Source organism: Cohnella hashimotonis (assembly GCF_030014955.1).
In the GTDB taxonomy this organism is placed as follows: Bacteria; Bacillota; Bacilli; order Paenibacillales; family Paenibacillaceae; genus Cohnella; species Cohnella hashimotonis.
Window position 1 is genome coordinate 6776352 of sequence record NZ_JAGRPV010000001.1, and the last position, 12079, is coordinate 6788430.

Below are 12079 nucleotides of genomic sequence, written 5' to 3' on the forward strand. Positions count from 1 at the left end.
GATATCTTCCTTCCGACCGGCAATCGGTCTGGCCGTATCAAGCCGGATTGCCGTTACGTATGTATTACCCGCCTGGGAGATATTGCATCGGGAAAAACCGGCCGGCATACGTCGAAGCATGCAAAAACGAGACGCACGGATCCGCCCGTCTCGCAGGAGATAAGCACGCAAACTTCGTCTGCTTAAGCCATGCGCACGTCGATCGTGATTTCCTCCCCCGCCTTGACCGCGTCCGGCGTCACGGTCGCCGACGCGGCGAACGCTTCGGCCGCGGCAAAAATATGCCTTTCGAAAATGCGCTCGTTTTGCGAACATGTGTACGAGAAATGGTATAATGGAAGCTCGAAGTCAATCGGAAACCAAGCGAGGTCCAACGATGTTCACAGAAGTCACGCCACCGGAACAAGATCCGCGGTGGATCGATCTACTGCGCCGCGTTGCGGAAGCGTTCGACGATCTGACGCTCAAGCGCGGCTATCAATATTACAAGCAAGGACGCATCGAGTTATCCGACCCCGAGGAAATGCGGCATCTGGCTGCCGAAGTGGCGGGCACGGAGACCTATCGGACGCACGTCGACACCGAAGCCTTGGCGGACAGCAGATGCAGCTGCCCTGTCGGCCGGCCATGCAAACATATGGCCGCCGTGCTCATGGAATGGTCCGGCTACCACGGCTACCCCGTCCCCGCGCTGGCCAACGCCAAGACGCTTGCGTCGCGTCCGCAAGCCGCCACCTCGGGCCGGCAGCAGAATGCCGACATCGAGCGGCTCGCGAGCGACGCGGCCCGCATTCCCGATTTAAGCGTCCAAGCGTGGCTGGACTTGTTCGACAGGTGTCTTGCGCCCATCGCCGGCCAGGTCCGCAATACCCAGTACGTCAAGCAAGCACTGGGCCTTTTTTATAAAATAAAGCCCGCGCTCCCGCCCGTCGCGGAGCGGCTGTTCGAGCTGAACGCGCTGCTGTTTCTCATGCGCCATGCGGCCGAGACGCAGAGCAACCCGGCGCTCGGTCCCAATTCGTACCTCGGCTACTTCACGCATCTGGCCGTGACGGATCTCCACGAAGCGGCGATGGGCTGCCTGGATCGTCCGCTTCCCGCAGAGGACGAGCCGCTCGCGCGCGACCGCCTGCTTCAGACGGTCGACATCCTGCGAACGGCGATGCTGGCGCCCGGCCCGACGCAGGATTACGATCTGAAGCATTACGGCCGCCTGTGGGAAACGTGGCTCGCGCCCCCGTATGGAGGCGATGCCTGGTACGAGGAGGAGCTCCGCAAGCTCGAGGCGGCCAAGAGCGGATTGCCCGCCCAGAGCGGGAGCGCCTGGAACGCGGCCGTGCTGCGGATGCGGTTCGCCCTGGCCGACGACGACCGGGCATTGGCCCTGCTTCGCGACCAAGCGGGCCGCCTAGGCTCCGCCCAGGTCGCCATGCTCGCGGAGATGCTCGGCGAGCTCGCCCGTATGCAAGAGTGGCAGCGTCTGCTCCGATGGCTGACCGAGCTTGGCCCCTTGATGAGCGGTAGGCGATTGCAGGAGCTCGAGACGTACGCCGGGCTGTGGGATGCCGTCGTCGCCAAGCTGCCCGAAGCTGAGCCCCGGATGTGGGAGACGTTCGAGGCGATGCTGCCGTCCTCTCAGGCGATCTACGAGGACCGGCTGCTTGGCGCCGGAAGGTACGAAGAGTGGATCGACATTCAGCTTTCTTTCGGACGCGATCCGCTCGATTACCGCGCGACAGAGCTGGCGCCCCTGGAGAAGGCAGCGCCGCATGCGCTGCTCCCCTTTTACCATCAGGCGGTCGAACGTTATGTGACGATGAAAAACAGAGCCAGCTACAAATCGGCGGTCAAGCTGCTCAAGCGGCTGGCCAAGCTGTACAAGAAGATGAAGCGCGAAGAGCGCTGGATCGAATTTTACGAGCTGTTCGAGCTGCGCCACAGCAGGCTGCGCGCGCTGCAGGAAGAGCTGCGGAAAGGAAAGCTGTCATGAGCGCGTACCGGGATACGATCGACGTCGACGTGCGGCTGAGCGAGCATGGCGACGCACTCATATACGGCGTTCTGGACGGGTATGGCTACGTGCCGGGCATGCTGCTCAAGCACAGGCTGTTCGCCTGGCACGACGCTTCGTTTTACGGGACGAACCTGGACGTGAGACAGGTGACGATGCCGACGGCCGACGATCCGCGGCAGAGCAAGGCGGAGATTGTCATTCTCCCGGCCGAGCACGTGCTGGCCTTCTTCGCGGAGCCGCGGCTGCTAAAGCATGTGGATTGGCAGATCGCCGGAGAAGGCGGCCGGCTTGCCGCGTGGGCTCCGGTCTTGGCCGCATGGGTAGAGGAGCGCCGCTTTGTTCCTCATCTGGACGCCTATCGTAGCGGCCTTCTGCAGTGGACCTGGGAAGGCGAGCTGCCGCCTGCCGACGGAGAAGCTGTTGACGACGAATTTATCGAAGGCCTGCGCGCCGCCTTTTCGGCGGCCGTGCGGGAGCGCCACTACGGCACGGACGAGGATTATGCCGAGCTGCGGCGGGAGTTTCCGCTGCTGTTCGACAAAAGTGCCGCATCAGCGGCCGGCATGGACGCGCGCGGCTGGCTCGAGGCGATCGGCTGGCGGCAGGACATGGCGCCGTTCCGGCCGATCCTGCGGCTGGTTGAGCCCTACGCGGGAGGCAACGCGCCGGACGATTGGCGGCTGCAGCTCGCGCTGCAGAGCAAGCGCGACGAGACGATCGTGCATCCCGCGAAGCTGGGCGCGGACGGCTCGGTCTCCGGGCGCTGGCCTGCCGCCTGGAACGAAGAGGCCGGCGCGAAGGCCCCCGGCTGGCTGGAGCGGCTGCGCGCGGTGCTGCCGCCGGAGCGCCTCGCCGGCGGGCCGAAGGACGTGCTCGCCGCGCCGCTCGACGACGAGGCGGCCTGGCGTTTTCTTTCGGCAGACAGCAATCGTCTGCTTGAGGCCGGCTGGCGGGTGCTGCTGCCCGCCTGGTGGGAGGCGGCGACCCGCAAGAAGCCGCGGCTGCGCGCCAAGATCGCGCCCGAGTCCGGCGGCAAGGGCAGCTCGCTGTTCGGGCTGGACGCGATCATCGACTTCGACTGGCGCGTCGCCATCGGAGACTTGGACCTTAGCGAAGAAGAGTTTGCCGCGCTCGTCGCGCGCAATCAGCGGCTCGTCCGCCACCGCGGCCAATGGATCGCGCTCGACCCGGCGCTGCTGACGCAGATCCGGCGCATGATGACGGGCATGGACAAGACGGCCGGCCTCTCGTTCCAGGACGTGCTGCAGCTTCATCTGCTCGGCGAAGGCGAGGACGCGGACGACGCCGGGACCGAGGAGTCGGCGGAGGCTTCCGCTGCGCGCGTGCGGCTGGAGGTCGAGCTGAACGAGCATCTTGCCTCGTTCTTCGCGCAGCTCGGACGCCCCTCGGAGTGGCCGCTGCCCGAGCCCCCGGCCGATCTGCAGGCGACGCTTCGGACGTACCAGCGCGAAGGCTTCGGCTGGCTCACGTCGCTGCGGCGCTTCGGCCTTGGCGCGGTGCTCGCGGACGACATGGGCCTCGGCAAGACGGTGCAGCTCATCGCCTACCTGCTTCAGCTGCGGCACGATACGCCGCCGGAGCGGCGGCGCGCGGCGCTGATCGTCTGCCCGACCTCGGTGCTGGGCAACTGGCAGAAGGAAATCGCGCGCTTCGCGCCAAGCCTTTCGGTCAGCCTGCATTACGGCAGCGGCCGGATTACGGACGCGGAGGCCTTCGCCGCGCAAGCGGCGATCTCGGATGTCGTGCTCACCTCGTTCGCCACGGCATCGCTCGATCAGGAGCTGCTGCAGACCTATGTATGGGCGGCGATATGTCTCGACGAGGCGCAAAATATTAAAAATGCGCAGACCAAACAGTCCGTCGCCGTACGCAGCTTGTCCGCAGGGCAGCGCATCGCGCTTACCGGCACGCCGATCGAGAATCGGCTGGCCGAACTATGGTCGATCTACGACTTCATCGCGCCGGGCTACCTCGGAACGCAGCGCGCCTTCCAGGAACGGTTCGCCACGCCGATCGAGCGCAACCGCGACGAGCGAAGGACGGCGGAGCTCAAGCGCCTCGTCGGACCGTTTATGCTGCGCCGCAAGAAAAAGGATCCCAACATCCAGCTCGACCTGCCGGACAAAAACGAGATGAAAACGTACGTCCCGCTAACGCCCGAGCAGAGCGCGCTCTACGAGCAGACCGTTAACGAGCTGCTGGAGCGGATGAAAACGCTCGAAGGCATCGAGCGCAAGGGTGCGATCCTCGCAGCGCTGACCCGCCTCAAGCAGGTATGCGACCATCCGGCGCTGTTGAACAAGGAGCAGGCGACGGCGTCCGCCGCTTCGGAGGACAAAAAGGGGCTCGCAGGCGGAGCGGAGCCCGAACCCCCAGTCAAGCCGCCAGGCAAGCCCAAGTCCAACCCGGCCGGCGATCCATCGGCACCGTCCGAGGCGGAGCTGGCCGAGATGGTCTCCCGTTCGGCCAAGCTCGAGCGGCTGCTCGCCATGGTCAAGGAGCTCCGGGACGAGGACGATCGCTGCCTCATTTTCACCCAGTATGTCGGCATGGGAGAGATGCTCCGTCTCGTCCTGTCGCAGGAGCTCGGCGAGCCCGTGCTCTACCTGAACGGCAGCACGTCCAAAAATGCGCGCGACCGGATGATCGAGCGGTTCCAGTCGCGGACGCTGCCGCAGGACGAGCAGCCTAATGTATTCATTCTCTCGCTCAAGGCTGGAGGCGTCGGCCTGAACCTGACCGCCGCCAACCATGTGTTCCACTTCGACCGCTGGTGGAATCCCGCCGTCGAGAACCAGGCGACCGACCGCGCCTACCGGATGGGCCAGACCAAGGACGTGCAGGTGCACAAGTTCATCTCCCTCGGCACCCTCGAGGAGCGAATCGACGAGATGCTGGAGAGCAAGCAGCAGCTCAGCGACAACGTCATCTCCTCCTCCGAGGGCTGGATCACCGAGCTGTCGACCGACGATCTGCGCGACCTGATCACGCTTCGGCGCGGCATGAACGGCTAACGCAAAAACGCCTCGACAATGAGGCGTTTTTTGGCATTCGTAGACCGACCTCGCGTGTTCGCCCGCCGCTAGGGCATGCACCTCGCCGGACCTTCTCTTCGGGCGGGCGATCAGATCAGCGGATAATGCCCCTCATAGCGCGGATGCGCATAATACGGCGGTCGCGGACCGATGAGCGGCAGATTGAGCGTAATAAAGTCGCCGTAGGCGACCCGCACCATGCCATTCGACTCATTGATCAGGAGCGCATTCGCCTTTTTGCTGAACGAGTATGGCACCTTCATATCGATCATCCTCCATCGGGCTGTTCGCCATCACAGCCTATGTCGGCTTCGCTTCTGGAGAGCAGGTCCCTTTGAAATTAGAATGGGCTGCCCATGCTTCTTTCACTGCGGATTGCAGACAAGCGTTGGCGTACATATGGCGGTCGATGATAGACTGAGGACAAAGCGGCGATTGCCGCGTATTAACGAGCGGGAAGCTCGCGGACAAGGAGCACTGAACGTGATCAAAGAATTGGTCCACGAACAACAATGGCTCGAAGCGTATCCCGTCATGAACGAGCTGCGGACGCAATTGGACCAAGAGGCTTATCTCGGCCTTTTGCGCGAGATGAATGCCGAGGGCTACAAAATGCTCGCCCTATACGAAGGCGACCGGATCGTCGCCTTGGCCGGCATCATCATGCTGACAAACTTTTATTTCGGCAAGCATGTATTCGTCTACGATCTGGTTACCAAAGCCTCCGAGCGCTCCAAGGGACACGGCGAGACCCTGCTGGAGCACGTTCATCAGTACGCAAAGGATAACGGATGCAAAACGGTTGCCCTGGAGTCCGGGTTAGCGCGCGTGGATGCCCACCGGTTTTACGAGACGAAGATGGGCTATAACAAACCGGGCTTCTCTTTTTTTAAAACGCTGTAGTCTCGGTAAAAAGGCACTCCCTATCGACCCGCGCCGATGCGGCTAGGCACCCGTCTAGCCGCTTTGGCATACGGTGAGAAATAACGAAATCGAGGAGGACTCGCCGCTTCCAAAGTCCAGAGCGCGGGTCGCCGATTCACGGGAGGCCGACATGACCGACAAGCGCGATATCGAAAATGAGTTGGAACAAATACGCAGCCTGCAGCAAAAATTCGAAGAGGCGAAGATAGACAGCCCCTACCCTCTCTATCCCGCATACGGTACGGTCACGCGGTACGAGGACATCGCGATCAGCGTACCCGAGCAGCGCCAGTATCGTCAGCCCGGCATCGAAAACCTGATGGTCCCGAAGCCCATCGTCGACAATCCGCATTATAAAGGCAGCGCCAAGCTCGCGGGCCGCGCCGCGCTGATCACCGGCGGCGACAGCGGCATCGGCGCAGCTGCCGCTATCGCCTTCGCCAAAGAAGGCGCCGACGTGGCCATCTCCTATCTCGACGAGCACGAAGACGCGGAGCGCACCAAGGCCTGCATCGAGGCGTACGGCCGAACCTGCCTGCTGCTGCCTGGCGATGTGCGCGACAAAGCCGTAAGCGAATCGATCGTCCACGATACCGCCAAAGCATTCGGACGCCTGGACGTCCTCGTCAACAACGTCGGCATCCAGTTCCAGCAGAACGAGCTGGAGGACATCACCGACGAGCAGTTCGAGAACACGTTTAAGGTGAATTTTTTCTCTCACTTCCATACGACCCGCGCGGCCCTTCCTTACCTCAAGCCTGGCGCGTCGATCATCGGCACGGCCTCGGTCGTAGCCTATGTCGGCGAAAAAACGCTCCTCGACTACACCGCCACCAAGGGTGCGATCGTCGGCTGGACGCGCGCCCTTGCGCGCAACCTGGCGCCCAAGGGCATTCGCGTCAACGCGGTCGCCCCCGGTCCGATTTGGACGCCGCTTATTCCGAGCAGCTTCTCTCCCGATCAGGTCGCCGTCTTCGGCACGGAGACGATGCTGGGCCGTCCCGGTCAGCCGTTCGAGCTCGCGCCGACCTACGTCTATCTCGCGTCGGACGACTCCCGCTACGTTACCGCGCAGGTCCTCCACGTCGACGGGGGCCAATCGACGAACAGCTGAGCCGAATATCGCCTGCCAAACCGACTATCGGCTATCGTTCGTTTTGAGATCGCCCGTGTCGTTGATGGGGTCGGCAAGCGTCTTTTCAGCATCGACATTCCCTTGCTCGTCCAGTGCCTGGACCGTATAGGGCACGCCTGGATATTTGTTGGGCATGGTCATATAATTCAGCAGCGTACGAACGCCCGTCTCCCCCGGTTCGCCGTAGCCGATGCTGCACCCTCCCCCCATGCCCCATTTCCAGCCCAGCCACGTTCGGCGCACGAATTCCACTTGGAGCTCCGTGCCGTTATATTGCCTATTTCGTTTAAAGAACAGCAACGCGCCGCCGTCCACGAGTATTTTAACGATATCCCCTTTAGTCAGGAAACTCCGCGCCCCGCCCATTTAATGCGTTTTCGCCCATTTGAACGATATCCCCTTCAGTCAGGGACACTTCGCACTTCCGTTAATTTGAACGATATCCCCTTCAGTCAGGGACACTTCGCGCTTCCGTTAATTTGAACGATATCCCCTTCGATCAGGGACACTCCGCGGTTCCGATATTTTGAACGATATCCCCACTAATCAGTAACCGGCAATGAAAAGGATCCGGCTGGAGACGCAAGTTCAGCGCCACCTGACGGATAGGGGATATCGTGCAGATAGCAACCACACGTTTACGCTTCCGCCGTCCTTCCTGATTCAAGGGGATACCGTTCAAATATGACGATGAGGACTAAACGATATGTTACCTGAGCCAAGGGGATACCTTTAAAATGTGACTGCGAGAACTGAACGGCATGTTTCCTGAGCCAAGGGGATGACATTTAAAATGTGACTGCGAGTCCTGATCTGCCGACCTTCCTGAACGAGAGGGATACTGTTCAAACGCACCAAAGGGGAAAATCAGCCACCTTCCTGACCGAAGGGGATATCGTTCAAACGGAAAAACGGAGCTCCCCGCGTCAAAAAGCCATCCCTCGTCCCGGCTCAAACCAGGATAAAGGATGGCTCTAACTTAAAACTTAAGCATAGTCTCACACGGTCTGCAAATGCTCCGAGGCAAGTTCGCCCGTTTCGGGTTCGACTTCGCCTGCCGGCCGGATCTCCACCGATAAGCCGCCGTCCGCAGCTTCGACCGTCATGATCGAACCTTCAGGCGCCGAGCCTGCGATCAGCGCTCTCGCTACCCGCGTCTCGAGATGACGCTGGATGAACCGTTTTAGCGGACGCGCGCCGTACACGGGATCGAAGCCCTCCTTCGCGATGAATTGGACGGTTTCGTCCGTCAGCCGCAAGGCGATGCCGCGCTCGGACAGGCGATCGGCCAAGCCGCGCGCCAGCTTACGCACGATCGATTCGATCTCGCCAAGCGACAGCGGCTTGAACAGGACGATGTCGTCTACGCGGTTCAGGAACTCCGGCCGGAAGTGCCCGGACAGCTCCTTCATGACGCGGTCGCGCACGGCCGGCGCGATGTCGCCGTTGTCGTCCACGCCCTGCAGCAGGTGCGGCGAGCCGATGTTAGACGTCATGATGACGATCGTGTTTTTAAAGTCGACGACGCGCCCTTGAGAATCGGTCAGACGGCCGTCGTCGAGCAGCTGCAGCAGGACGTTAAATACGTCCGGATGCGCCTTCTCGACTTCGTCGAGCAGCACGACGGTGTACGGCTGCCGGCGAACGGCCTCGGTCAGCTGTCCGCCTTCCTCGTATCCCACGTATCCCGGAGGCGCGCCGACGAGACGGGACACGCTGTGCTTTTCCATATACTCCGACATATCGATCCGGATCATGCCGTCTTCGCGGTCGAACAGCGTCGCCGCGAGCGCCTTGGCCAGCTCCGTCTTGCCGACGCCCGTCGGCCCCAGGAACAGGAAGGAGCCGATCGGCCGGTTCGGATCCTGGATGCCCGCGCGCGCGCGCAGCACGGCGTCGGAGACGAGACCGACGGCCTCTTCCTGGCCGACGACGCGCTCGTGCAGCGTTTCTTCCAGCCGCAGGAGCTTTTCGCGCTCGCCTTCGACGAGACGCTTGACCGGGATTCCCGTCCAGCGCGAGACGATGTCGGCAATCTCTTCCTCGGTCACGGACTCCCGCAGCAGGCGCGTTTCTCCCTCCTGCTCGGCCGCCTCCTCCGCCGCCTTGAGCTGACGCTCCAGATCGGGAATGATGCCGTAGCTCAGCTCCGCCGAGCGGTTCAGATCGTATTCCTCCTGAGCGTCAGCCAAGTCCTTGCGCGCCTGCTCAAGCCGCTTTTGCAGGTCGCGCACGCCTTGGATCGCGGCTTTTTCCTTTTCCCAACGCGCCATCATGCCCAGATGCTTTTCCTTCAGATCGGCGAGTTCCCGCTGAAGCGACTCCAGCCGGCGCTTGCTCGCGTCGTCGGACTCCTTCTTGAGCGCGGCTTCTTCGATCTCCATCTGCATCATGCGGCGCATGACCTCGTCCATCTCGCCGGGCATCGAGTCGATCTCCGTACGGATCATCGCGCACGCTTCGTCGACCAGGTCGATCGCTTTGTCCGGCAGGAAGCGGTCCGCAATATAACGGTTGGAAAGGGTGCCGGCCGCCACGAGGGCGCTGTCGTGAATTTTAACCCCGTGATGGAGCTCGAAGCGTTCCTTCAAGCCGCGCAAAATGGAGATCGTATCCTCGACGTTCGGCTCGCTGACGAGCACCTGCTGGAATCTGCGTTCGAGCGCCGGATCTTTTTCGATATATGTCCGGTATTCGTCGAGCGTGGTCGCGCCGATGCAGTGAAGCTCGCCCCGCGCCAGCATCGGCTTCAGCATGTTGCCCGCGTCCATTGCGCCCTCGGTCTTGCCGGCGCCTACGATCGTATGCAGCTCGTCGATGAACAGGATGATCCGGCCGTCGCTCTCCTTCACTTCTTTCAAAACTGCCTGGAGCCGCTCCTCGAACTCTCCACGGTACTTTGCCCCGGCCACGAGCGCGCTCATGTCCAGCGAAAATACCGTCTTGTCCTTCAGCCCCTCCGGCACGTCCTTGCGTACGATCCGCTGGGCCAAGCCTTCGACAATCGCCGTCTTGCCGACGCCCGGTTCGCCGATCAGTACCGGGTTGTTCTTCGTCTTGCGGGAAAGAATGCGGATAACCCGCCGGATCTCGCCGTCCCGGCCGATGACCGGATCGACCTTGCCTGCCCGCACCTCGGCGACGAGGTCGCGTCCGTACTTTTCCAACACCTCGTACGTCGCTTCCGGCTCCCGGCTCGTCACGCGCTGATGGCCGCGAATCTCCTTAAGGACGGCGAGCAGCCGATCCCGGGTCAGGCCGAAGGCATCGAACAGTTCGCGCACGTCGCGGTTGCCGTCCCTAGGCGCGGAAGCCATCGCGAGCGCCGCATGCTCGACCGCGACGTATTCGTCCGTCATCGACGCCGCTTCCCGCTCCGCCTGCTCCAGCACGGCTACGAGCGCGGGCGATGCGTACCGCTTGACCGAATCCGATCCGCCGACGCGCGGGCGCTTCATTAAGCGTCCCATCGCTTGCCGGTCCATCTCGGCCGGCTGAATGTCGGCTCGCTGCAGCAATCTGGGCAGCAGTCCGTCCTGCTGCTTCAGCAGCGCCGCGAGCAAGTGCAGCGAGTCGATCTCCGGATGCCCGCTCGCGCCGGCCAGCGATTGCGCGCCTGCGACAGCTTCCTGCAGTTTTTGCGTATATTTGTTGAAGTCCATAAGCGTGTCTCCCCTTATCGGTTAAAATGGTGTCCCGTTTGTTGCGGATTCATGCCGATTCGCGTGCGGTTTGGCCGAGCTTCAGCTTCTCGCGCGCGGCTTGATGCCTGCCTTGAAGCTGCAACGTTCCGCAAGCTTCCTGTACAGCTCCCGCTCCTCCTGGCTCGGATTAGGCGGCACGGCAATCGCGACATCGAACAGGATGTCGCCATATCCGCCGTCATTGCGGCGCAGCCCCTTGCCCGGAATGCGCAGCTGCTTGCCCGCGGGAAAATCCGGCGGAATCCGCAGCTTGACCTGGCCGCCGTCCGGCAGCCGGACGATCGCTTCTCCGCCCAGCACGGCCTGCCACGGCGCAGCCTCCACCGTCGCCCGCAAATCCCCGTCCTCGCCGAGCGCGTACGCTTCATTCGGCTCGACGGACAGCTCGATCAGCAGCTCGTCGCCTTCCTGCAAGCCGTTGACGCCGTCTCCCTTGAGCCGGATGACAGTGCCGTCGGCCATCCGTTCGGGCACGCGCAGCGCGATGTCCTTGGTCCCGACCCTCACGTTGACCTTGGCCCCCCGCCAAGACTGCTCCAAGCTGACGTTCAGCCGGGCATGCTGCGTTCGGGCGCCTGGGCCGAAGGGGTCGAACCCTGACGCGCCCCAAGCGGAACCGGCCCCGAACCCGGCCGGACCGTCGGCGTGCGCGCCGTAACCGCTTCTTCCGCCGGCCATGCCGTCGTAGGCGCCGAAGCCTTCTCTACCGCCGAATCCGCCCGCTCCTCCGATTCCGCCTTTGCCGAAGAGCATCTCGTACAGTTCCTCCTCGGACAAACCAGCCGCACCTTGACCGCCGCCGCTCCAGCTCCATGCCCCGCCGCTTTGTGCGCCGCCTGATCCGCCGCTGCTTCCTGCCCGTCCCGCATACTCGCGCCGCATCGACGCATAACGCTGCTCTTCCTCGTATGCTTGCCTTTTATCGTCATGACTCAGAATGTCGTAAGCCTCCGCGATTTCCTTAAACTTCGACTCCGCCTCGGGGGCTTTATTCACGTCGGGATGCCATTGCTTGGCCAGCTTCTGATAAGCCTTCTTGATCTCCTGCTTCGAAGCGTCCTTGCCGACGCCAAGCACTTCATACGGGTTGCCGATCGTCATGGCGCATCTCCTCCCCCGGGCAGTCTCGTCTGACCTTTTTTGACCTTAATGTCATTATAGACCCGCCATACGATTATGCCAATGTGGATATGAGGTGATTTTAGGAGATTTTCTTGCATAAATCCATTCATAGCTCGCTCGCATA

At 62.3% G+C, this 12079-nt stretch carries 8 protein-coding genes; 4 read left to right on the forward strand and 4 right to left on the reverse strand.

The genetic code is table 11. From position 1 onward, the window contains the following. Window positions 1-376 precede the first annotated feature (376 nt). Window positions 377-1990 carry an SWIM zinc finger family protein gene (locus KB449_RS26935; RefSeq protein ID WP_282911320.1) on the forward strand — a complete coding sequence of 538 codons (1614 nt, stop codon included), beginning with the start codon at window positions 377-379 and terminating at the stop codon, window positions 1988-1990. Further along, a complete protein-coding gene (locus KB449_RS26940) occupies window positions 1987-5049 on the forward strand; it encodes a DEAD/DEAH box helicase (protein WP_282911321.1) in 3063 nt (1020 codons plus the stop codon). The genes KB449_RS26935 and KB449_RS26940 overlap by 4 nt, the downstream gene beginning before the upstream one ends. 110 nt (window positions 5050-5159) lie before the next feature. Here the strand turns inward: KB449_RS26940 and KB449_RS26945 are convergent, their stop codons facing one another. Then, the gene (locus KB449_RS26945; protein ID WP_282911322.1) at window positions 5160-5333 is read right to left on the reverse strand and encodes a hypothetical protein; all 174 of its coding nucleotides are present in this window, start codon (window positions 5331-5333) and stop codon (window positions 5160-5162) included. Between the two features lie 220 nt (window positions 5334-5553). On the opposite strand from KB449_RS26945, the gene KB449_RS26950 reads away from it, so the two are divergent. Further along, window positions 5554-5973 carry a GNAT family N-acetyltransferase gene (locus KB449_RS26950; protein ID WP_350356243.1) on the forward strand — a complete coding sequence of 140 codons (420 nt, stop codon included), beginning with the start codon at window positions 5554-5556 and terminating at the stop codon, window positions 5971-5973. A 151-nt stretch (window positions 5974-6124) separates the two neighbouring features. Beyond that, on the forward strand, window positions 6125-7108 hold the full coding sequence (locus KB449_RS26955; RefSeq protein WP_282911323.1) for an SDR family oxidoreductase: 984 nt from the start codon (window positions 6125-6127) through the stop codon (window positions 7106-7108). Window positions 7109-7132: 24 nt separating this feature from the next. On the opposite strand, the gene KB449_RS26960 is transcribed toward KB449_RS26955, so the two are convergent. From KB449_RS26960 to KB449_RS36600, 3 genes are all read right to left on the reverse strand, one after another. Continuing rightward, complete coding sequence (locus KB449_RS26960; RefSeq protein ID WP_282911324.1) at window positions 7133-7495, reverse strand: hypothetical protein; 363 nt, start codon at window positions 7493-7495, stop codon at window positions 7133-7135. Window positions 7496-8127: 632 nt separating this feature from the next. Further along, complete coding sequence (gene clpB / locus KB449_RS26965) at window positions 8128-10791, reverse strand: ATP-dependent chaperone ClpB (RefSeq protein WP_282911325.1); 2664 nt, start codon at window positions 10789-10791, stop codon at window positions 8128-8130. A gap of 81 nt (window positions 10792-10872) precedes the next feature. Continuing rightward, on the reverse strand, window positions 10873-11934 hold the full coding sequence (locus KB449_RS36600; protein ID WP_350356244.1) for a DnaJ domain-containing protein: 1062 nt from the start codon (window positions 11932-11934) through the stop codon (window positions 10873-10875). Window positions 11935-12079 lie beyond the last annotated feature (145 nt).

Coding starts and splice junctions, on each gene's coding strand:
- KB449_RS36600 (WP_350356244.1), bottom strand. CDS start 11,934: ATGACGATCGGCAACCCGTATGAAGTGCTTGGCGTCGGCAAGGACGCT.
- KB449_RS26955 (WP_282911323.1), top strand. CDS start 6,125: ATGACCGACAAGCGCGATATCGAAAATGAGTTGGAACAAATACGCAGC.
- KB449_RS26945 (WP_282911322.1), bottom strand. CDS start 5,333: ATGAAGGTGCCATACTCGTTCAGCAAAAAGGCGAATGCGCTCCTGATC.
- clpB (WP_282911325.1), bottom strand. CDS start 10,791: ATGGACTTCAACAAATATACGCAAAAACTGCAGGAAGCTGTCGCAGGC.
- KB449_RS26960 (WP_282911324.1), bottom strand. CDS start 7,495: ATGGGCGGGGCGCGGAGTTTCCTGACTAAAGGGGATATCGTTAAAATA.
- KB449_RS26935 (WP_282911320.1), top strand. CDS start 377: ATGTTCACAGAAGTCACGCCACCGGAACAAGATCCGCGGTGGATCGAT.
- KB449_RS26940 (WP_282911321.1), top strand. CDS start 1,987: ATGAGCGCGTACCGGGATACGATCGACGTCGACGTGCGGCTGAGCGAG.